This window comes from Selenomonadales bacterium, from assembly GCA_018335585.1.
GTDB lineage: Bacteria > Bacillota > UBA994 > UBA994 > UBA994 > UBA994.
In genome coordinates this window covers 94720-116084 of sequence record JAGXRZ010000040.1, presented here as the reverse complement: position 1 = coordinate 116084, position 21365 = coordinate 94720, and the positions used below count along the sequence as shown (strand labels likewise).

The following is a 21365-nucleotide window of genomic DNA, read 5'->3' as shown; positions in this document are numbered from 1 at the left end:
GCTATACCTCCTTAAGAGCATTAAGTGCGGCCTGCACCAATACCCTACTTCCCACTGCGAGCGCATCTTCATCGAAGTCGAACTTGCCGTTATGGATAGGCGCGTCAGGCGTTCTCGGACTGCGACATCCGAGCCAGAACATGGCTCCGTTAGCTAAGTCTAGGAAATAGGCAAAGTCCTCTCCACCCATAGACGGCCGCGCCATTTCTACTAACGCTTCCTCGCCTAGCACCTCTGTCACAGCGCTACGTACTACCTCCACAGCGCGCGGATGATTGTACAAGGTGGGGTACCCAAACTCGTAGTTGACTTCTGCCTCTGCTCCAAAAGCCTCTGCGGTAGCCTGCGCTAGTTTAGTGATGCGGCTAGGCAGCGCGCTGCGTAAGGCCTCGTTCTGAGTCCGCACTGTACCGTCAAGCTCGGCTGTCGGGGCGATGACATTATAGCGCTGCCCGGCGTGGATACTGCCGATGGTTAAGACAACGGGTTCTAGTGGGTCGACTTGTCGGCTGACGACAGTCTGTAGTGCCGAAACTACTTGGCAGGCTACCACCACCGCATCGACAGCCTGGTGTGGTGCCGCGCCGTGGCCGCCTTTCCCTTGAATGCGTATACGTACCCGGTCTGAAGCCGACATCAGGGCGCCGGTTTTAACCCCGACTTTGCCAAGCGGCAGCTCCGGCCAGACGTGTAGCGCAAACACGTAATCTACCTTTGGGTTCTCCATTACCCCCGCCGCAATCATGCCCTTCGCGCCGCCTTCCGGCGCGCACTCTTCCGCGGGTTGGAAAAAGAACTTAACTGTGCCGGCAAAATCCTGGCGGTGGAGGGACAGCACTTTGGCTACGCCTAGCAACATAGCGGTGTGCCCGTCATGCCCACAGGCGTGCATCTTGCCGGGGTAACGCGAAGCAAAGGGTAGATTGGTCTCTTCGGTAACGGGCAATGCATCCATATCGGCGCGTAGCGCTATGCAGCGGCCCTCACCTCCGGCCTCGCCTTGGAGCAGCGCCAATACGCCCGTGCCGCCCACACCTTCTACAACTTCGAGACCAAAGCTGCGCAGCAGTCGCGCGACAAAAGCCGCCGTTTCTACTTCCTCATAGCCTAGTTCCGGATGAGCATGGAGATGTCTCCGCCAAGCGATTATTTCTCCTCCGACTGCCCCAACAGCTCCCGTAACATCAAAAGCCTTCATAGCATCATCCCCTCCAGCTCTAGCGGCCAACTAGCTGGTCACTCTATTCTCGTCGCGGCACGCATTTCCCTGCAACACTTCACATTCCTACCCTAAGGGTTTGCCGTCCTCGTAGTAGTGCCGCCTAAGTAGTGGACGGAAAGTCACGTCTACGCTAGGTATGCCTAGCGCCTGCAGGCGGCGGGTTATTGTTTCTGCCGTGCGGTCAAAGACCTCGGCACCGCGGTCAAAGCAGTGCACCTCCACATAGGGGAAACCTTCCTTCACTGCGCCGTCATAGATAAAGGTGGAGTCTACACATTCCAGAACGAAGTGCTCCCGTGCGACGCCCATCAGCGTAGCTAGTTCATCTACTAATCCCTTGCTTACGTCTCTCACCAGCGGTAACGGCAGAGCATAGAACTGCAATCTAGGCAAGACTTTTTCCTCCTTCTTCTGCGCGGCGACTCTCTTTGGCGCTTTGATCGGCACATTCCTTACAGGAACCGCTACACCGGGGGAGCTGCACTACTTGGCATAAGCACCGCGGACAACGCAAGCTCGCAGGGGGTACCGGGGCCTGACACCGGGGGCATGTTTCGCCGCAAGTCACCTAAATCACCAACTTAGCGACGAGGCCGCCGACGAGGAAAGCTACGGTGAAGGAACTTGCCCAGAGCAGAAGGCCCTCCTTGACGTTGCGTTCTTTAAACATTACTAAGACTGCGGCAATGCAGGGGACAAAGAGGGTAATGGTAACCATGGCCACTAGCGTTTGCGCGGCAGTAAGACTCATGTCTGCCAGACCTGCTGCGCCAAAGTCGCGGCGAATTATGCCCATAATAAACGCAGCCGCTGCCTCCTTAGGTAGCTCGAGCCAGCCTGCTGTTAGCGGTGCCAATAAGTTCTCCAAGGCGGTGAGGACACCCGTGAGCTGCATGCCGCTAATCAAGAGCGCCCCTACAGCAAACATCGGCGTAGCTTCTATGAGAAACAAGTAGGACTTGTTTAGGGTTTTCTTCATGACATTGCTCAAGCGAGGCAAACGCAATGGGGGCAAATCAATGAGCAGGTCTGAGGACTTACCCGGCAGGAGCTTGTTGAGGAAGAAGCCGATGACGACAAAGACCAGAAAGATTGTCGCCACGTAAATAGTCACATACTGCGCGCCCAATGGGGCAATAAGGCCGACTATAACTCCTAACTGCGCCGAGCAAGGAATAGTAATGGCTAGGAGTGCCACGGCAATCAGCCGTTCGCGCGAAGTGCCAAGGAGGCGCGTGGTGATTGCGGCCATAGTCACGCATCCGAAGCCAAGAATTAGCGGGATTACTGCTCGCCCGTTTAGACCTATGGCAGTCAGAGCGCGGTCTAGCAGAGCGGCGATGCGCGGCAGATACCCGGAGTCCTCAAGTATAGCCAAAAGAAGATAAAAGCCGACCACTAGGGGGAGTAAGAGTCCCAAGACATACGTCGCCGTCATAGTGAGGAGCCCAAACTCACCGACGAGCAGCGTGTGTACTGCTGTACCTTCGCTTACGAAGCGCTCTACAAACCCGCGCACCGCCGGCTCGTATATGCCTAGCATGATGGTTTCTTCGGTGATGCCGACCACCGTGCCGGCCACAAAGACGCCGATAATGTGGAACATAGCGTATAGTGTGGCCAACAACATGAGTATGCCTGTAATGGGCCTTAGCATCAGCAGCCCTAATGTCCGAGCGAAGCTAGAACCAACCATCCGCTCCTTAACTACGGTGCGGACAATTTCGTTTACGCGTTCACGGCGCGCCAGGTAGATTTTCTCCCTGCTACCGGGGGGTTTTAGGCCGTACCGTGCCGCAACATCTATGTCGTCTTCAAGATAGAGTAGCGCTTCACCGCGGGTTTTTATTCGCCCCAGAAGGCGAGTGATATCGGGTTCTAAGTACGGGCCGAGATTACCGGTCTTAGGGCAGGCCAATGCTGACTTTAGCTCTTTCAGCCCTTTACTTTCTACTGCGACCGTACCTACTACGGGCACACCAAGCTGTTTAGACAGCACCGCTAGGTCTACAACTAAGCCCTGCGCCTTGGCCTCATCTAGCATGTTTACCGCAACGACAACGGGGAGATTTAGGTCTATGCACTGTAACGTCAGGAAGAGGTCGCGCTCAAGGTGGGTTGCGTTCACTACATTGACGATGATGTCGGCGGTGAGGCAAACGTCGCGCGTCACTCTCTCTTCGTCGTTAAAAGCCGAAATTCCGTATACACCCGGCGTATCTATAAGCATGTAGTCCCCCATGCGCGCCTGTGTTAGCTCCACGGTGGTGCCGGGGAAGTTTGACACATCGACATAAAGACCGGTCAGCGCGTTAAACAGCGCTGACTTGCCGCAGTTAGGGTTCCCCACTAAGACTACGCGTTGCGGGCGACCTGTTGCTGTACGCGCTGCGCCGTGTTGCTTGCTGCTACGCATGTTTCTTGGCCTTCGCAGCGGTACGTTCGACTTCTATTTGGCGGGCAAGGTTTCTGCCGATGGCATAGCGCATGGTGCCGCGCCTCACAATCACAGGGCCATGCGGCAACACTTCTTCCACGGCAAACAACGCGCCCTCGGCGATGCCGAAGCGTATAGCCTGCGCACGCACTAGCTCGTCGATAATCTTGCGAACTACTGCCGTGTCTCCCCGCCTTAGGTCACTCATATTCATGCCCGCGCCCCCTTATGATAACAATTATCATTTTAAGTATACGCCGCGGGGCAAGGAAAATCAACGAAAATCAATGCCTTTCTAGCTGGGAAATCGCTTCTCGCGCTAGTGCATCACAGCGTTCGTTCTCTTTATTGCCGGCATGACCCTTAACCTTCACCCACGTGATGCGGTGTTTCTTGCTAAGGGCAACGAGTTCTCGCCAAAGGTCCTTGTTTTCCACCGGCTGCTTCTTACTGGTGAGCCAGCCGTTTTGCTCCCACCTTCCCAGCCAGTTCTGCTGAAAAGCGTTAATTAGATAAGCGCTGTCGCTATAAAGCGTCACCGCACACTGCGTTTTAAGGGCGGCTAACGCCTCGACTGCGGCTCTAAGCTCCATTCGGTTGTTCGTGGTTTGGGCTTCTGCTCCCTGCAGCTCCTTGCGCCTGTCCCCGCTCATTAGGACAGCCCCCCACCCGCCCGGGCCGGGATTACCTGAGCAAGCACCGTCTGTGTAGATGACTACTTCTTTCAGAGAAAACAAAGGGGACGGTTCTTTTTGTTTCACTAACTACAACTCACAATCTCGCTACCGTAGCTGCGGCGATAAAGGGGATAGCTGACTCGGGGAAAGGCGTCACACAGCCATTCTATCACAGGTTGCGTAGATGTGAACTGAAAGTGCCACCACAAGAACGGGAAAAAAAAACAAGAAGAACCGTCCCTTTTGTTTTGCCTTTGTTGGCGGGACGGCTCTAGAACGAATGTGAACCAATGTCAAGGGCAGCTATGAAGCAAAAGGCTCCGTCCCTTTTGCTTCTTTGGTGTCGAGGATTGCTTCGACGAAGGGATGCGCGCGGTTGAGGCGGCAGGCGGTGGTGGGAAAATCATTGTTGCTCGGGTTTGGCACCTTGTAGGTCTCAAGTATCCCTTCGCTAATGGCCTGCGACACCACGGACTGCGGGTCCCGCAGGCTCGCAAGCACCCTTGTGGTAACTAGCTTCAACCCGACGAACGCCATACGGGATTGCTCTAGGCAGTTAACCTTTTTTATTAGGAAGGCGAGGTCAGGTGTAATTGTTTCGCCCGCTTTAGCCGTCATCTCTTCTATGCCTAGGATGCGCTCAACAGACGAAAAGGCGTCGGCAAACTGCTTGAGGTCTTTGCTCGTAGTTCGTTCTACCCCGATTACGTGTACCTGCTTGCGCCGCGTGTGGAGCTTCTTGATGACTTGTATTACGTCTCTGTCTCCGCACACTAGGCAGTAGTAGTCGATGTCGAGGCGCGTGTAGACTAGTTCTAGTGCGTCTAGCGACAGCTCTATGTCCGCCGCATTCTTGCGCCTATCCTCTTCAGAGTTCACTGAGTATACGTGTCGCGGTTCGACCGAACGTCGCTGCAGTTCGGTTTGCAGGCCCTTGAACTCCGGGTGGTCAAAGTCGGCATACGCTAGCATTAGCACTACATGGCCTTGGCGCCCTATTAAGTTTCGCACTCCGTCGACAAGCATACCGGGCTCAAGGCTAAAACCATAGTTGTTCTTAAGACTCCAGTAGACGTTCTCGTAATCAATCAGCACAGCAATGTCTATGATCTACCACCTGCCATAAAAGTATTAACTTAGACAAAGAGACGGTTACCCGTCTCTTGTAGTTAATACTATGCCCATCTTTAGGTGCCTTATTCCGACCTAAGGAACATTTCGTGCAGGCGCAAATCCTCGGTCAACTCCGGGTGAAACGAAAGCGCCCAAATGTGGCCGGCGCGCACACCTACGATTTGCTCACGGCACGTTGCCACGACGCTGACGCTAGCGCCAAGTTTACTAAAACGCGGTGCGCGGATAAAGACTAGCGGAAAATCCGGCACACCCGCAACTTCGGCCTTGCAGGTAAAGCTGTCTAGCTGCGAACCGTAGGCGTTGCGCTCGACGGTTACATCAAGCGCGCCGAGAACAGGTTCCTCATAAGCAGGTTCTATTCTCCGCGCCAAGAGAATCGCCCCGGCACAGGTCCCAAGCGTAGGCTTCTGCAACACAAACTCCCTAAGAGGTAGAAGTAGCTCCGCCTTGTCGAGCAGGCGCCGCATGGCCGTGCTTTCTCCGCCGGGAAGAATCATGGCGTCTAGCCCTGCTAAGTGCTCCGGCAGCCTGACCTCTATGCCGATAGCCCCTAGCTGCCTGACTGCGCGCAAGTGCTCTCTGACTGCACCCTGTAACGCTAGGACACCAACTCGCACTAGTGTCCCCTCTGCGCGTAGGTAGCCGCGAGCCCGGCAATCTCAAGCCCCGGCATGGCTTCGCCTAAGCCGCGCGAAATGTGCGCCAGCCGCTCTGCATCCTTAAAGTGCGTTGTCGCCTGCACGATGGCCGCCGCACGGCGCGCGGGGTCTGCCGATTTGAAAATGCCCGAGCCGACAAAGACGCCGTCACATCCGAGCTGCATCATCAGCGCGGCGTCGGCGGGTGTAGCGATGCCCCCAGCGGCAAAGTTGACTACGGGAAGGCGGCCTAACTGCTTCACCTCTTGCACAAGTGGGAACGGCGCGCCAAACTCCTTAGCAATCGTCATCAGTTCCTCGTCGGGAGCGAGCATCACGCGGCGCATTTCGCTTTGCACTGCCCGCATATGGCGCACTGCTTCCACTACATTGCCGGTTCCGGCCTCGCCCTTTGTGCGCACCATCGCCGCTCCCTCGCCGATACGGCGCAAGGCTTCGCCTAGATTGCGGCAACCGCAGACGAAGGGGATAGCAAAGCGGTGCTTGTCGATATGGCACTGGTCATCAGCAGGCGTTAATACTTCGCTCTCGTCAATAAAGTCAATCCTAAGCGCTTCGAGAATCTGCGCTTCGACAAAATGCCCAATGCGTACTTTTGCCATGACGGGAATACTCACGGCTTCTTTGATGGCTATTATGAGCTCGGGGTCGCTCATCCGCGCCACCCCGCCCTGCTTGCGAATATCTGCCGGGACGCGCTCTAGCGCCATAACGGCGACAGCCCCCGCCGCCTCTGCAATGCGTGCCTGCTCCGCATTAACTACGTCCATGATTACGCCGCCCTTGAGCATTTCCGCCAAACCCCGGTTTAGCCCTGTCCGCATTTGTCACACAACTCCTTGACATCTATTCGGCGTATCGATACAGTTAGAACTGTATGAGCTACTCCGTCGCCAAAATTATAGTAGGACTTCTGAGATTGTCAAGGAGGAACCTGTATGTCCGTCTTAGATAAGCACAAGCCGCTCTATCAGTCTCTCGCCGAGCACCTAAAGCGCGCGGCGGCAACATCCCCCGCGCATACTAGACTGCCCTCGGTGCGTGCGCTCGCGCGCGAACACGCCCTAAACCCCTCTACCGTAGTAGCCGCTCTGCGAGTCCTCGAGCAGGAGGGTTTGGTTTACTGCCGAGAAGGGAGCGGTACATACCTCGCTCCGCGGGCTGTCTTACCCTCCGCGCCGACCGAGAAAGAAAGAGCGGACATCGACTTCACCTCAAGTACACCTTCGCCCGAGTTCTTCCCGGTGGATGAGTTTAAAGCCGCCTTTAACACCGTGCTTGACCGCGACCGCGGTGAGGCCTTCGCTTACCCCGAACCGCAGGGTTACGGTCCGCTTCGGCACAGCATTGCCGCTTATCTCGCGCAACAAGGGCTTACGGTAAACCCCGACCACGTATTTATAACCTCGGGTGCGCAGCAGGCCATTTTTCTTCTGGCACAGCTGCTGCTCGCGCCGGGCGCACTTGCTGTCGTAGAGAGTCCCTGCTACCCGGGGGCCATGCAGGCCTTTCAAGCAGTAGGAGCGCGCGTCCTCGGCGTCCCGCTCGGTCAGACCGGCTTGCGACTCGCGCCGCTAGAGCAGGCTCTGCGCCACTCCCCGCGCTTGGTGTACACCATCCCTAACTACCATAACCCCACCGGTGCAGTCTACAGCGCGGACGTGCGCAAAAAGCTAGTTAACCTCGCACGGGAGCGTGACTTCTATATCATCGAAGATGACCACATTTCCGAGCTGTACTATACACCCACTCGACCGCCCCTCTTGTGGCAGGAAGCGCCCGACAGAGTGCTGTTCGTAAAGAGCTTCTCTAAGATGTTTATGCCCGGACTCCGCCTCGGCTTTATTGTAGTGCCGCCACAGCTCTTGACGCGTGTTAACAACGCCAAGCAAGCTGTCGACATTGGCAGTTCCGGCCTCACCCAACGCGCGCTGGACCTGTACTTAAGGAGCGGTCACTGGGACAAACACCAAGCGCGCCTTCGGAACATCTACCGCGAGCGGGCAGGCGTCCTCTACGGCGCGCTGAAAAGTCACTGGCAAGGCACTGCTGTCTTTTATCCGCTGCGTGGCGGCATGAATTGCTGGATAGGGTTGCCCGAGGGCGCACGCGCTAGCGAGCTGCTTAAGCTCACCTCACAGGAAGGCGTGCTCTTCTCGCCCGGCGACGATTTTTCCGTGGCACGACAAGAATATCGCAATTTCCTACGTATTAGTATTGCAGGCACTTTCCCCGAACGCATCGAGCGCGGTATAGCGGTGCTGGCGCGCAGTTGGCACTCCCTCTGACAGCACACTAGGCACACCGGCCTGTGCGACTGTCAGCAGGCCGCTATACCCCGCACGTCGCAGGTACGGCGTGACTGTTCTAAGTGCCAGCTCTGGAGTATTGCAGTCAATACTCAGGTGAGCCAACATAACGCCCCGCGTGCGCTCACCCACCAGTTCCTTTAAGGCGACTCCGGCCTCGTCGTTAGACAAATGGCCAAAGCGCCCAAGCACGCGGTTAATGAGCATTTGCGGCCGACCGGAGTTAAGTTCCATGTATCGGTCGTGGTTGCTCTCAAAAACTAGGTAGTCGGCGTTGTGCGCGCCGCGATAAACTTCCTCCGTGACTTCACCTAGGTCTGTAACTACCGCCGCGGCGACACCGTCGGGTGCCGTAAGGCGAAACATCAGGGGACGCACTGCGTCATGCGACTTGGCGTAAGAACAGACGGTAAAATCTCCTACCTGCACTATAGACCCTGCCGCAAGGGAAAGTCCGCGTATCGCGCCGATACCCCTAACCCCGGGGGAGAACAACTCTCGCGGAGCGTACACCGGGATGTTGTACTTCGTCGAGAAAGGCGTTTTTAACTGCAGGGACTTAACATGGTCGCCGTGTTCATGCGACACGAGAATGCCGGCAAGGGAGCGCGGGGATACTCCGAGACCAACCAGACTCTGCTCTAGGCGCCTTATAGACACACCGCAGTCAACCAGTACATATGTAGAACCCCAGCCGATAAGATAGGCATTGCCGTATGTGCTTGAGCTCGCTAACGATATAACCTTCATCCGCATCACCCTGTAGATTATACACCGAGCCAGCCCTTTTTTCGACTGCTTAAGTGCCATGCCGTATCGCGTCGTTTTATTTTCCCCTACCACGCGCACTAACCCACAATAGTCGCGAGCAGCGTGTGAGACAATTTTTCCGAGGAGGTTTTGTGTCTATGCCAAACACGCATGAAATAGTCGACGCAGCACTCGTGTGGCTGGCCGGAGTTACAAAGGGTTCGCTCATTGTAATCGATGCGGCGGAAGTCGTGGTCTTTGCTAATGCCGGGGCGTACGACCTGATGGGCATTGACGCCGCCCTGCATTCGGTTGTCGGCAGCCACATTGAAAAGGTTTTCTCTTACACCGGCTATACTCGCGCCCAGTCGCCTATCCTGCGCTCGCTACACGAAGGCGTGCCTTTTAGCCAGGTGCGGACGGTCACGCCAAAGGGCGTGTTTATCGTAGACACCTCTCCGGTAGTAATCGCAGGCAAAGTCGCGGGTGCGGTAGCGCTCGGCTACGACATATCGCGGGAGGAGCGCATCCAGCAGGCCCTATATGAGATCACCGCGCACCTTACACAATCCAAAGCGGAAGCGTCGCAACATCGCGATGCCTTAGCTTGGCTCATTGAACACAGTCCCATCGGCATTATGGCGGTTGATGCCACCGGGTATGTAACTAGCGTAAACAACACCTGGCTAGAGCTAGTGCAGGCTGATAAGGATGCGGTCTTAGGCAAGCACTACCTGCAACTCAGCCCAAGCGTAGGGGCCGCCCTCATTGCAGGCGCACTACAGGGCACTAACGTATCAGGCACTCGCGCACACATTCGAGACCGCGTCTACGACATTTCAACCTATTCGCGACAAAGTAATGTTCTGAACCAAGCTGCGGGAGCTCTAGTTCTTGCGGTTGACTGCACCGAGAAAGCAAGAAAGGAAGCGGATCTAGCGCGCCTTGAACGTCTAAACCTCGTGGGAGAAATGGCGGCAAGCATCGCACATGAAATCCGTAACCCTTTGACCACCGTGCGCGGGTTCCTGCAGCTGTTCGCCGAAAAGCCTGAGTTTGCTCCGTACCGCAAATTCACACACCTTATGACAGAAGAAATAGACCGCGCCTGCAGCATTATCTCGACTTATCTGTCGCTCTCGCGCACCGCAGTCAGCATTAAGCCCTGTTGTCTCTCTGTCCTAATCGAATGCTTTGCCCCCGTGCTTAATTCGCTCGCCCTTGTAAAAGGCATGCGCATGAGCTACGCCCTGCGCTCACCCGCCACAATCATCGCCAACGAAGCGGAGATTAGGCAGTTGTTAACGAACCTCGTCAACAACGCTCTGGAAGCGATGACCTCCGGCGGGACAGTGTCGATTACGACGACGGAACTCGCAGGCTCTATTTGTCTAGCTGTAAGCGACGAGGGCTCCGGCATTGCAGCTTCGCTCATACCGCAGCTCGGCACGCCGTTTCTCACCACAAAAGAAAACGGCACCGGGCTCGGTTTGGCGGTATGCTACCGCATCGCCGAGCGCCACGGCGCCAAAATTCACGTGGAGAGCTCTCCGGCCGGGAGCACTTTTACTGTCGCCTTTCCTAAAGCGACGTGCCTCCCCGCCAGCAATTAGCGATGCTTATCCCGAGCTTGGCGCGCACGGTGGTCGCCTTGGCGCCGCTCGCGCCCATTCGTTTCAGCGCGAGGCCTGCCGAATGGCTTCTGCCCCGTACGGGGGCGGCGCAAAGGTGCTTCTTCTGTGATGAGCACCGGCGTGGCATCAGGCTCTTTAGTCATGATTTTGAGCGCGGCTGCCACTAGCGCGGCTGAGTCTGCTTTAGTTAACAGCGCTTCGGCGGCGCTCATATATTGCTCAATGTTGCCTTCTTCCACGACTTGCAGTAGCTTCTCCATGCTTAAGCGGCGTTGACCTTCGATGGCTTCGCTAAAGGTAGGACTAGGGCGCCGCCGCACCTTGCGTCCCGTCATCTTCTCAATGAGGCGCATAAGGTCTAGTTCGCGAGGCGTCACTAGAGTCGTGGCTTGCCCGGTGCGTCCGGCACGACCTGTGCGCCCGATGCGGTGCACGTACCCTTCGGCATCCTGCGGAATATCGAAGTTGTAGATATGCGCTACCCCCTCGATGTCTAGACCACGCGCTGCTACATCAGTCGCTACCAGCACATCAATCGTGCCGTCACGAAATCTGCGCATAACTTGGTCGCGCCGCGCCTGCGTCAAGTCCCCGTGTATGCCCATCGCGGCGTAGCCCCGCTTGGCCAACGCTTCGGAAACTTCATCTACGCGGCGCTTAGTCCGTCCGAACACGATCGACAGCCCGGGGTTAGCGGTGTCTAGCAGCAAGCACAAAACGTCAAATTTTTGTGACTCCCTGACTTCAATGTATTGCTGCTCGATGGTAGGCACCGTCAGCTCTCGCACCGGCACGGCAGCCCTAACTGCTTCGCGCATAAACTTCATCGCCAGATTCTGGATGGGCAGAGGCAGTGTAGCCGAGAAAAGCATAGTTTGACGGGCGCTCGGCGTCTCAGCTAAGATAGACTCGATATCCTCGATAAAACCCATGTTCAGCATTTCATCGGCTTCGTCTAGAACGACAAAACTCACCTGCCCGATACGTAGAGTCCGCCGGCGCAAGTGGTCAAGTAGCCTGCCTGGCGTGGCTACCACAATGTGGGGGCGAGCCTTGAGCGCGCGAATCTGCCGCTCTATCTCTTGCCCGCCGTATACGGGGAGACTGCGTACGCCCTTGACAGCGCCGAGGCGATTTAGTTCTTCGGCTACCTGCATGGCTAGTTCACGTGTCGGAGCTAGCACTAAACCTTGCACTTGCTCGACATCCATGCGAATGCGCTCCATCATTGGTATACCAAAGGCCGCCGTCTTCCCTGTGCCGGTTTGAGCTTGCCCCAAGACGTCGCGCCCGGCTAGAGCTTCGGGTATGGCGACGGCCTGAATAGGGGTCATCTCCTCAAAGCCCATGTCGACAATCGCTTGCAGCACCTCGGGACTTAGCTGTAGTTCATTAAAATTAGGCAATGTTTCATCTTCCTTTGTGTTTCACTTTGGTCTAGACTAAGGGCGCACCGGAGACTGCAAAAAACAGAGCTTCCATACGCTAGAGAGCAGTACAGAAGCCTGAATTTAAGCCTCCCAGTCACCCGTTGACGTTGCCAGTATAGCACGTCTTTAGCAGTGACGCAACCTCCGTGGAGGACGAGGGGTTGCTGGCTCCTGGCTCCTGGTAAAGAAGTGCCCGGTGCCCGGTGCCCGGTGCCCAGTGCCCAGTGCTCAGTAGAGCGCGTCGCCGCGGTATCCGTTTCCTCTTCGGGCACAGCTCAAAGCTCAAAGCTCACCGCTTCTAATGCCTCAAGCCTAAAGCCTAAAGGCTGAGTGCTGAGCGCTGTGCGCCCCCTCATAGCTCAATGCTCAATGCTCAATGCTCGCTCTGCGCGCTGACTAATCTGAGAGGTGGATGAACACGAATGGGTTTTGTACGAGGTCGGGTTGGGGGTCTCTTGGGAGGGTTTGATATCGACTGCGCCGTTGGCGCACATTCGGTCACGGGGCGCATAGGCGGCATGATGCGCGGCGCAGACGTTAACCTTAGTATTAGCGGAGACGAAATTGAAGGGCGTCTAGGAGGAGCGTTTCATGGGCAAAGTGTGTATGCCTGCATGGTGGGTCTAGAACTTGGCGGTCGGATTGGTGGGGAACTAGTCGGCAGGGACATTGCCCTGAAGCAGATTGGAGAAGAAGTCACCGGTCGGATTGGCGGAGAATACCTAGGCTTTAGTTGTGCTTTACAGCAGGTAAATGGCCACTTGGTAGGGAGGCTGGGCGGGCAGTTTGGCGGTCATGACGTAAACGCGAAAGTAGAGGACTGCCCGCCTTTACTTGCTGCGTTGTTGGTTGTTCTGACTTACCATTACTACGTGTTTACAAGGCGCTCCCCGCCGGCCGCTGCAAACCCCTAAGGGGTGCCTAGTGCTCAGTGCCCAGCGGAGCTCTCTCTCCCAGTTCATGATTCACGATTCCTGATTCATGATTGCCCCCGCTCACAGCTCATTGCGCCGCTTGACAAGGCCGCGTCTCTGCGGTACGATTTTAGTGCAACAAAATACGATAAACCTTCGGGGTTGGGTGTAATTCCCTATCGGTGGTAATGCGAAAGCTAGCCCACGAGCCACATGGCAGACTTGGTGCGATTCCAAGGCCGACGGTTAAAGTCCGGATGAAAGAAGGTACGCTGCAAGCTCCTTTTGCTTGTGCCTGCCCCGATTGCTTTATCGGGGCAGTTATTTTTTAGGAGGAATTCAAGTGAACCAAGACAATCGCCGCCAAAACTTACGCACCTTAGTGACTATGGCCATGCTGGCGGGCATGAGCTATCTCCTTATGTTCGTACTGCAGATTCCGCTAATCCCGGCTGCGCCGTTTCTTAAGTATGACCCAAGCGACGTGCCCACGCTAATTGGGAGCTTCATGCTCGGGCCTTTAGCCGGGGGCGCAATTGCGCTGGTGAAGGTTTTGCTATTCTTTTTAACTAAGGGCACGGGTGGCCCTATCGGGTCTGTGCAAAACTTTTTGGCTTCAGCAACTTTTGCCATTGTCACTGGGCTGGTATACCGGAAACTCCCTAACAAATGGGGCGCGCTGCTAGGGCTAGTCACCGGGGGTCTCGTGATGTCAGTAGTGATGTACGCTTCAAACCTCTACTGGGCGCTTGCCGCTTGGGGTGTGCCAGAGGCACAGCATGCCGAGCTCCTGTGGACGGCAATAGTGCCGTTTAATGCAGCGCGTGCCGCGTTAAGCAGTGTAATTACTTTGCCGCTTTATCTGGCGCTTGCTCCGTTCCTTAAGCGCTTTGGTCTGCGCGCCTAGGCCTTCTGCTTCCTCTGTCTTGCTTCCTATTTCTTGCTTCTTGAAGCAAAAGGCTCCGTCCCTTTTGCTTCTCACTTGAGGGCGCGGAGTGGGTTGTAGGCGGCGAAGCGGCCGATGATTTCATTGGTATCGCTAATCGTCATGAAGGCTTGTGGGTCTATTTGCAGGACGACTGCTTTAAGTTCAGCGACTTCGTAGCGCGTTAGCACGCAAAGAATGACTTTTAGCTGGGAGTGGCCGTAGGCCCCTTCGCCGTGGAGGAAGGTCACTCCCCGCTCTAGTTTTGTGTTAATGGCGCGCGCTATTTCGTCGGCAGAGCGCGAGACAATGAGCGCACTCTTGCGCCCGTGCGAGGTCTGTAAAGTATCGATGATGCGCGCTGCAACGAACATGGCTATTAAGGTATACAGTGCAGACGTAAGGTCAAACAACAGGGCACCTACCGCCACGATGATGGCGTTAAACCCCATTAGCACTTCACCAATAGAGATGCCTAGTTTACGGTTGGCGATGACGCCAATCACGTCAGTGCCGCCGGTAGAGCCACCTGCCTTTAGCACCAGCCCTAACCCTAACCCGTTGACTACCCCGCCAAACACGGCGGCCAGGAGCAAGTCGTCTACTAACGCCTGCACAGGCACAAGGTCAAGCAGGAGCGAAAAGCTCAGTACGGCCATGCTGGTCAGCAGGATAAACCTGCCGCCGATATGCTTGTACCCAAGGTACAATACCGGGATGTTTAGCAGCAGCACCATGACCCCGGTCGGCCAGCCCGTAAGGTTGTTAATAATGATGCTAAGCCCGGCAATGCCGCCTGAAAGCATGCGGTTAGGAATCAGAAACTGGTTAAAGGCAGCTGCGGACAGCAAGGTGCCAAGAGCAATCGTCAACAGCAGCCGCGCTGTAGATAGTGGCTTATTCAACTCTTCACTTCCGCTCGCGTATAGTCGCAGACTGCCAATCATAAGCTGTAGCAGTGTGCTGGCAGTATACTACCGTGCTCATGCTAGGAGGTCAAGTGTGCTTTGCGGTTGGCATGTTTAGTGATATACTCTCTCTATATCGAAGGGGAGTAGCCATAACTGGCGCGCCAACATACTGGACGATGAGTCCTGGCCGCTAGGGTCGCTCGTTAACTCTTTGGAGTTACTAGTTGACTGGTGAGACCTTCGGTGCTAAATCAGCGCCGAAGGTCTCTTGTTTTTGCGGGAGACCAGAAAGGAGCATCTCTAATGCCCACACTCGCGTTCACTGCAGCTATTGTGTTTCTGGCAGAGCTCGGTGACAAGACGCAACTGGTCTGTCTAGGCCTAGTGGCCAAGTTTGGCACATCGCGCGTGCTTATAGGAGCCCTGTTGGCCGCCCTGCTGAACACTGCGCTGGCAGTGACCTTAGGCGAGGGACTAAACCATCTCCTCCCCCTGTCGCTCCTAGAACCCCTAGCCGCACTTGGATTTATTGGCTTTGGCCTGTGGTCGCTCCGTGCCATACACGCTGAGGGCAACTGTCCTGATGTCTCGCCGGCCACGCATCATCCCCTCGCGGCAATCTGCATGGCTTTCTTTATCGCCGAGCTTGGAGACAAGACACAGCTAGTAACACTCGGACTCGCAGCCAAGCAGTCCGCACCGCTCTACACCTGGCTTGGTGCCGGCTTGGGTCTCTTTGCCGCGCAGGCGTTAGCCATTTTAGCTAGCGCTAAACTGGCGGAGTTAGTTCCGCCCCGCGTGCTAAAGAGTGGGGCAGCAATCGTCTTTATCTCTTTTGGCTTGCTTAGCCTGAGTCGCTACCTAGACCTCTCACCGCTCTCGGCTGCACCGGCACTGCTCTTGATGTTCTTACTCCTGCTCACTGCTCGGTTGTGGATTAGACACCGGCAAACGGCGCGCGCCCGCCGCTACCGCGCCAAGCAATCACGCCGCTACAAGCCCTAGAACATGGAGGAATCCTTAATGTCTGTGGCCGTAAAGGACATCCTGCCAAGACTCCCCGCGCCCTTTTGCCGCGCCGACCTTAAACGAATTACGCTTGGCGAAAGCGGTTGCTTGGTATATCGGCTGACTGAGCATGGCGCTAGTGCCATACTTAAGGTGTCCTCGCGTGCCTTGATGCCCGATTACCTCCGCCTAGGGCATCCGGAAAGCCATATTGCGGAGCATTTGTTCTACACTGAGCTCCTGCCCTTGCTCGATATACCTGCGCCAAAATTGCTTATGGGCGAACGATTAACAGACGACCTAAATTACATACTCCTTGAGGATGTGTCGCCTTACTACACGATTCCTGCCTTAGACCACCACTGGACGACTGCCGAGCTGCTTCTAGTCGTGGAGGTATACGCCGCCTTACATGGGCGTGCACCGCGGGCATTAGCTAAGCATGCGTCGCTCGCGTGGCTTAAACAAGACCCGCGTCAAGAGTTTTGCCCCGAACGTGCGCACGCTTTACTGGCCGCCCTCTACGACAATGCTTGGACTCACGCGACCGTCGCGCCGGTGTTTCTGCACCCTAGGCTTCAAGTAGTCTTAGACGGCTTGCTGGACGCCCTAGCCCATGTGCCCCCTACCCTACTGCATAACGACTTCTACCCGCTAAACATAGGCCTGCCGCGCGATGCGGCAGGCGGAGCTTTACTTATGGACTATCAGCTGCTTGGGCTTGGGCCGGGTATGTTAGATATACTAAACATCGGCTTCCTTCACCCGCAGCCACGCTTTTCTGGCATAGACAGGGACGCCGTCCTTGACCACTATCTGCGCTGCCTAGCGGTTCACACCGGCGAAAGCATAGAACTCGCGGAGTTTCGTCGCCTCTACACTTCTGCTGTCATACTTGGCTGGGCAGATTATCTGCCGCGCTTTGTACGGGCTATGCAGCGCGCCAATCTAGGTGTCGAGCCTTGGAATAACTGGCTCAGAGAGACGCTTACACGCGCGATGTCCGAGTGGGAACAAGCACTGACGGCGCAGAGTTTATAAGCGGCGGCCGGCTTCTTTGCGCAGCGCTTGCTGTATATCTGTGCGGCTAAAAATGTCCGCCACTGTCCCGGCCATGGCCTTTGCGCCAAGCGCCATACCGTCATGCGCCGCAGGGGTAATAGTGGCGTCTGCAAACTCTCGGCTATGGCCTACTAATTTGCTGTGAGAGATACAAATGTAGGGATGAATGGCCGGCACTTCATGGCTGACGTTAGCCATATCGGTCGAGCCGGCACCTGACGCTTGCGTCTCTTCTATTTCTTCGCCTAGCGCCTCCATGTTGTCCTTAAAGAGAGCGCCGAGGACGGGGTTATTCAGCATGTTCTTATAGCGCTTCGCGGTCTGCCTAAACTGCACCTCGGCACCTGTAGCTAAAGCACCGGCCCGCGCGCAGTTCTTAACTTTCTCGACCACAGTCTCTAAATAGTCGGCCTCATTGGCGCGCACGTAAAGCCTAATAACCGCCCGCTCCGGTACGATGTTTGGCGCCACGCCGCCTTCGCTGATAATGCCGTGAATGCGCACGTCCGGCAGCACATGCTGCCGCAAGGCGTTAAAGCCGTTGAAGGTCTGTATAGCCGCGTCAAGTGCATTGATTCCCTCGTGCGGTGCGCCGGCGGCGTGAGCGGGCCGGCCCTTAAAGACTATTTCTAACGCTTCGCGCGCGCTCGACGAGCCACCGATTACGTTACGCGTTGCCGGATGAACCATAAGCGCGGCATCCACATCGTTAAAGGCGCCATGCTCAATTAGAAATACCTTGCCGCCGGCGTTGTCCACGGCACCTTCTTCCGCAGGCGCGCCAAACACCACCACGGTTCCGCCCTCGCGCAGCCCTTCTCGCAGGCCGATAGCGGCCAGCACAGCCGCACAGCCGATAATATTGTGCCCGCAACCATGACCGATTTCAGGCAAAGCGTCGTACTCCGCCAGCAAAGCCACCGTAGGGCCTTCGCCTAGCTTGTACACGGCTTTAAAGGCTGTGGCTAACCCGGCATACGGCATTTCCACGCTAAAGCCGTGCAGGCTAAGCTCGCGCGCCAACCTACTCGCCGCTTGGTGCTCGTTATGCCCAATCTCGGGATGATAGTACATCCAGTCGCTGATGGCAGCCATCCTCGTCAGCTTGTCGTCTATGGCCGAAAACACAGCCCGCTTATTCACGCAGGACACTCCTCTCGCTTTCTAAATGGGCTGAATTCGACACTGAACCTATAAAACCCTGCAGTCTTTCACGCCTAAGCGCGTGGCTAAGTGTGCTAAGTCCTCCATGTAGCGGTCGTCAGGTGTAGCTAGAGACAAAGCATGCTGCTCTACACCCCGCTGGCGAAACTTAATCAGCTTATAGCGAATGTCGGGGTCAACGCTAATTAACCGACTTGTCTCTGCCACTGTGACATGATTTGACAGGACATCCGGCACGATAACCGTGCGCACCTCATACACCTTCTTGTGAGCGATAGCATAGCGGAGATTTGCCTGCACAAGGCTTGGCGTGTGTCCCGTCAGGGCGAGGTGCTCATCGTCTCCCCAAGCCTTAACGTCGAACATGAACTTGTCTACGTGTTGACACAACTCCTTGAACTCCTGCGGGTCAACGTGTCCATTGGTGTCAGCAAAGACTTCGATGTTGTTTTCCTGCAAAGTCTTACACAAAGCCACAAGAAAGGCGAGCTGAACCGTGCATTCTCCACCTGAAATCGTGACTCCACGAATAAAGTCCCTATAGCGCAAGACAACGTCTACAACTTCGAGGTGATCCATCGCCGCGACCCCTAGGATAGCTCTTACTCCATCGCTTACGGCTTGGGTCTCTGGATTGTGGCAGTAGAGGCAACGAAAATTACATCCTTGCAGGAAAACAGCCGTGCGGTTGCCAGGGCCGTCTACACTGCTAAAAGGAATTATGCGACGCACAAACCCAAGCACGTGCGTTTCAGTGCCTTTCTACTTGCCCGGTGCGGAGCTTTCGCTTTAAGACGCCTTGGTTTGCTACCGACCCTTGTCCTAAGAACACTGCCCCGTTTCGCACCTGCTGTCCAGCGGTGAGCTTTCCCATATCTGATTTCTTGACTAGATATCCCGTGATGCGGACCACGTCCGAGTCAGAGGAGTACGCCGAGAAATATCGCAGCCCATTCTTAAAGGCCCCTTTGATTATGTCCAGGACAAACTGCGGGTTGTTCTTCACAGTGGCGTCAAACGCGAAGACATCGCCAATACCCGCAGGGAAGAACCTGTGAAACGGCGCCGACTGCAGGAGGTGCTGATAGAGCTCCGGCTCTTCCCCAATCGGAATCCGACAACCGGGCGACGTCGCTACGTCAGTGTCTATGCCTACCTGAGCGTGCAGCATATAGTGCCCGTGCGAAAAGTGCAGGTGCTCATTGCTGTGCTCTCTCACTAGCTTAGAAATCTCCCTGACTATGTCCTGGCCAAGCTCATTAGCTGGGAGGCTATGGCCATATCTCTCACTTACCTCTGTAGGATTGCCCCGCAAGGAATTAACGCATTCCGCTAGCCCCACTATCCCAAACATGGCGGTGAACCGCTCCTTCTGTAGCAGCCCCTCCTTGACGAGAAAGTTGCTGGCAAAGAAGTTCGACTCCTCCACCAGAAAGCGTACGCGTTCGTCCATATAGGCTAGCATATGCGCCACGGCAGTTGGCAAGACGCTCTCGCGAAACAGCGCATAATCCTTGGCGTCTCTGGCCAGTCGAGCTAGGTTCAGGCGGACGAGAGTATAGCTGCCCCCACCTAACGGCAGGCCGTTGTAGCAGGAGGCAATTGCGTAATCTCCGCCGAAGTCGCGGCGAAAAAGCTCGTCGTTAGCAAAGCTAGGCTTCGCCGTCGCCAACGCAGTCTCGATGGCCTGCAGGGCAAAAGCGTCTTCTGTGTGCAAGCTGTACTTGAGAGTAAGATTAGGCACCGCAGTCTGCAGCTCTCGCTGTGCGCGAAGAATTAGCCGTCCTGCGGCCGAATCACGCGGTCCGAGGTTCCCGTGGCAGAAAGAATCCGGCAGCGCCCTGTCTATATGCAGCAAGAAACGCTTGATGGCCTTGTAGGCAGTAGTCTCATCCTCAATGAACGGATTTAATAGCCTGTCTAGATTGCCGACGAACACCGGGCACGTCGTTATAGAGGGCACATGCTTGTAGAGGATTAGCAGGCTGTTAAGCGCATCATGCAAATCCTCGGGTGGATCAAGCTCTAAAAAACTACTGCCGCGCGCGATAAACGAGTCGTAATCGGGGATCGCATAACGAGGACGGAAAGGCGCATCCCCTTCTCCTAGGTCGCAGATTATGCCCGCCGCACGCAGCTCTTGCACTGCCGGTGGAATATTTAGCGCATCCACACTGTTCTCTGCCGCAAGGGCTAGGGCCGATGTCTTCTGCTGCACTGTGAGTCGCGCGTCTCTAATGATGTCGTTACACTTATTCATCTTGATACGGCTCGCCTAGCGCAGCCGGCGCCGTGGCCCGCCCTACAAATCCCGCCAATACAACCATCGTAAATACATACGGGATAGCCTGCATGAGCTGCGTGGGCAAGCCGCCGCCTTGCAGACGCACCTGTAGCGCTTCAAAAAGCCCAAACAACAGAGCTGCCGCCATTGCGCCTAGCGGGTGCCATTTGCCGAAAATCACTGCGGCGAGGGCAATAAATCCCCTTCCCGCCGTCATATCGCGGACAAAGACACTCAATGTTCCTATTGACAGGTGCGCTCCGGCGATACCTGCCAGCATGCCACTCAGTATTACGCAGACATATCTTATTGCAATGACATTTACACCCATCGTAGTGGCGGCCTTGGGGTGTTCCCCCACGGCCCGGATGCGCAGACCCCACGGCGTTCGATATAAGACAAGGAAGGCGAGAGCCACCAAAATGGGTGCTAGATAGACAATCGGCGTAAACAGCCCAATGGTAGGCAGTCGCCGCACTGCCGGACTCGACCCTGCCGTGCCAAAGAAGACGTGCATCAGAAACACTGTCAGCCCCGCCGCCAGCATGTTGATAGCTATGCCGCTGACTACTTGGTTAGCCTTGTACTTAATGCTAACCACTGCGAATATCAAAGCCATGAACCCGCCTGTCAGAAGTGCGGCCAAGATGCCGAGCCACGGATTGCCGGTATAGAAAGCGACGACCACTGCCGCAAAGGCGCCTGCCAACATTTTGCCCTCAAGCGCAATGTTAACCACACCAGAGCGTTCAGAGAATATGCCGCCGAGCGCCGCAATGACAAGCGGTGTGGCTGAGCGCAGAGTGGCCATTACCAACGCAAGGTCAAGTACAGTGCCCATA

The 21365-nt window shown here is 55.9% G+C and carries 21 protein-coding genes and 1 riboswitch; of the genes, 6 read left to right on the top strand and 15 right to left on the bottom strand.

The annotated features are described in order from the left end of the window. Position 1: 1 nt before the first annotated feature. The 8 genes from KGZ66_07065 to pdxS form a co-directional block, all read right to left on the bottom strand. On the bottom strand, positions 2 to 1198 hold the full coding sequence (locus KGZ66_07065; GenBank protein MBS3985348.1) for an amidohydrolase: 1197 nt from the start codon (positions 1196 to 1198) through the stop codon (positions 2 to 4). Between the two features lie 87 nt (positions 1199 to 1285). Continuing rightward, a complete protein-coding gene (locus KGZ66_07060) occupies positions 1286 to 1615 on the bottom strand; it encodes a DUF1904 family protein (GenBank protein MBS3985347.1) in 330 nt (109 codons plus the stop codon). 175 nt (positions 1616 to 1790) lie between these two features. Then, positions 1791 to 3638, bottom strand: coding sequence for a ferrous iron transport protein B (feoB, locus tag KGZ66_07055; GenBank protein MBS3985346.1), 1848 nt, complete (start codon positions 3636 to 3638; stop codon positions 1791 to 1793). Beyond that, entirely contained in the window at positions 3631 to 3873 is a 243-nt protein-coding gene (locus tag KGZ66_07050) for a ferrous iron transport protein A (GenBank protein MBS3985345.1), read from the bottom strand. Before KGZ66_07050 ends, feoB begins: the two co-directional genes overlap by 8 nt. Before the next feature lie 70 nt (positions 3874 to 3943). After that, entirely contained in the window at positions 3944 to 4420 is a 477-nt protein-coding gene (gene rnhA, locus KGZ66_07045) for a ribonuclease HI (protein MBS3985344.1), read from the bottom strand. Positions 4421 to 4639: 219 nt separating this feature from the next. Then, complete coding sequence (locus KGZ66_07040; GenBank protein ID MBS3985343.1) at positions 4640 to 5431, bottom strand: NYN domain-containing protein; 792 nt, start codon at positions 5429 to 5431, stop codon at positions 4640 to 4642. Between the two features lie 101 nt (positions 5432 to 5532). Further along, positions 5533 to 6090 carry a pyridoxal 5'-phosphate synthase glutaminase subunit PdxT gene (gene pdxT / locus KGZ66_07035; protein MBS3985342.1) on the bottom strand — a complete coding sequence of 186 codons (558 nt, stop codon included), beginning with the start codon at positions 6088 to 6090 and terminating at the stop codon, positions 5533 to 5535. Then, complete coding sequence (gene pdxS, locus KGZ66_07030; GenBank protein MBS3985341.1) at positions 6090 to 6956, bottom strand: pyridoxal 5'-phosphate synthase lyase subunit PdxS; 867 nt, start codon at positions 6954 to 6956, stop codon at positions 6090 to 6092. The genes pdxT and pdxS overlap by 1 nt, the downstream gene beginning before the upstream one ends. Positions 6957 to 7070: 114 nt before the next feature. Here pdxS and KGZ66_07025 point away from each other — a divergent pair, with 114 nt between their 5' ends. Beyond that, entirely contained in the window at positions 7071 to 8420 is a 1350-nt protein-coding gene (locus KGZ66_07025; GenBank protein ID MBS3985340.1) for a PLP-dependent aminotransferase family protein, read from the top strand. On the opposite strand, the gene KGZ66_07020 is transcribed toward KGZ66_07025, so the two are convergent. Then, positions 8337 to 9191, bottom strand: coding sequence for an MBL fold metallo-hydrolase (locus tag KGZ66_07020; protein ID MBS3985339.1), 855 nt, complete (start codon positions 9189 to 9191; stop codon positions 8337 to 8339). The genes KGZ66_07025 and KGZ66_07020 overlap by 84 nt on opposite strands. Before the next feature lie 158 nt (positions 9192 to 9349). Between KGZ66_07020 and KGZ66_07015 the strand changes: the two genes are divergently transcribed. Further along, entirely contained in the window at positions 9350 to 10804 is a 1455-nt protein-coding gene (locus tag KGZ66_07015; GenBank protein ID MBS3985338.1) for a PAS domain-containing protein, read from the top strand. Here the strand turns inward: KGZ66_07015 and KGZ66_07010 are convergent. Beyond that, entirely contained in the window at positions 10801 to 12174 is a 1374-nt protein-coding gene (locus KGZ66_07010) for a DEAD/DEAH box helicase (protein MBS3985337.1), read from the bottom strand. The genes KGZ66_07015 and KGZ66_07010 overlap by 4 nt on opposite strands. Before the next feature lie 503 nt (positions 12175 to 12677). Here KGZ66_07010 and KGZ66_07005 point away from each other — a divergent pair. Both KGZ66_07005 and KGZ66_07000 read left to right on the top strand, forming a co-directional pair. Further along, a complete protein-coding gene (locus tag KGZ66_07005; protein ID MBS3985336.1) occupies positions 12678 to 13169 on the top strand; it encodes a hypothetical protein in 492 nt (163 codons plus the stop codon). 148 nt (positions 13170 to 13317) lie between these two features. Further along, positions 13318 to 13442, top strand: a riboswitch (FMN riboswitch). Between the two features lie 70 nt (positions 13443 to 13512). Beyond that, positions 13513 to 14076 (top strand): ECF transporter S component, encoded by a 564-nt coding sequence (locus tag KGZ66_07000; GenBank protein ID MBS3985335.1) that lies wholly within the window; start codon positions 13513 to 13515, stop codon positions 14074 to 14076. Between the two features lie 71 nt (positions 14077 to 14147). On the opposite strand, the gene KGZ66_06995 is transcribed toward KGZ66_07000, so the two are convergent. Continuing rightward, complete coding sequence (locus tag KGZ66_06995) at positions 14148 to 14999, bottom strand: YitT family protein (protein MBS3985334.1); 852 nt, start codon at positions 14997 to 14999, stop codon at positions 14148 to 14150. A gap of 309 nt (positions 15000 to 15308) precedes the next feature. Here KGZ66_06995 and KGZ66_06990 point away from each other — a divergent pair, with 309 nt between their 5' ends. Beyond that, positions 15309 to 16010: a TMEM165/GDT1 family protein gene (locus tag KGZ66_06990; GenBank protein ID MBS3985333.1), complete on the top strand. Its 702-nt coding sequence runs from the start codon at positions 15309 to 15311 to the stop codon at positions 16008 to 16010. Between the two features lie 18 nt (positions 16011 to 16028). Next, on the top strand, positions 16029 to 17054 hold the full coding sequence (locus KGZ66_06985; protein ID MBS3985332.1) for a hypothetical protein: 1026 nt from the start codon (positions 16029 to 16031) through the stop codon (positions 17052 to 17054). On the opposite strand, the gene KGZ66_06980 is transcribed toward KGZ66_06985, so the two are convergent. The 4 genes from KGZ66_06980 to KGZ66_06965 are packed head-to-tail and all read right to left on the bottom strand — an operon-like array spanning position 17049 to position 21364. Then, complete coding sequence (locus KGZ66_06980) at positions 17049 to 18218, bottom strand: M20 family metallopeptidase (protein ID MBS3985331.1); 1170 nt, start codon at positions 18216 to 18218, stop codon at positions 17049 to 17051. The genes KGZ66_06985 and KGZ66_06980 overlap by 6 nt on opposite strands. Positions 18219 to 18266: 48 nt before the next feature. Continuing rightward, positions 18267 to 18971 carry a radical SAM protein gene (locus KGZ66_06975; GenBank protein MBS3985330.1) on the bottom strand — a complete coding sequence of 235 codons (705 nt, stop codon included), beginning with the start codon at positions 18969 to 18971 and terminating at the stop codon, positions 18267 to 18269. 19 nt (positions 18972 to 18990) lie between these two features. Continuing rightward, positions 18991 to 20499: a YjjI family glycine radical enzyme gene (locus KGZ66_06970; GenBank protein MBS3985329.1), complete on the bottom strand. Its 1509-nt coding sequence runs from the start codon at positions 20497 to 20499 to the stop codon at positions 18991 to 18993. Continuing rightward, on the bottom strand, positions 20492 to 21364 hold the full coding sequence (locus KGZ66_06965) for an ABC transporter permease (protein ID MBS3985328.1): 873 nt from the start codon (positions 21362 to 21364) through the stop codon (positions 20492 to 20494). The genes KGZ66_06970 and KGZ66_06965 overlap by 8 nt, the downstream gene beginning before the upstream one ends. Position 21365: the final 1 nt, after the last annotated feature.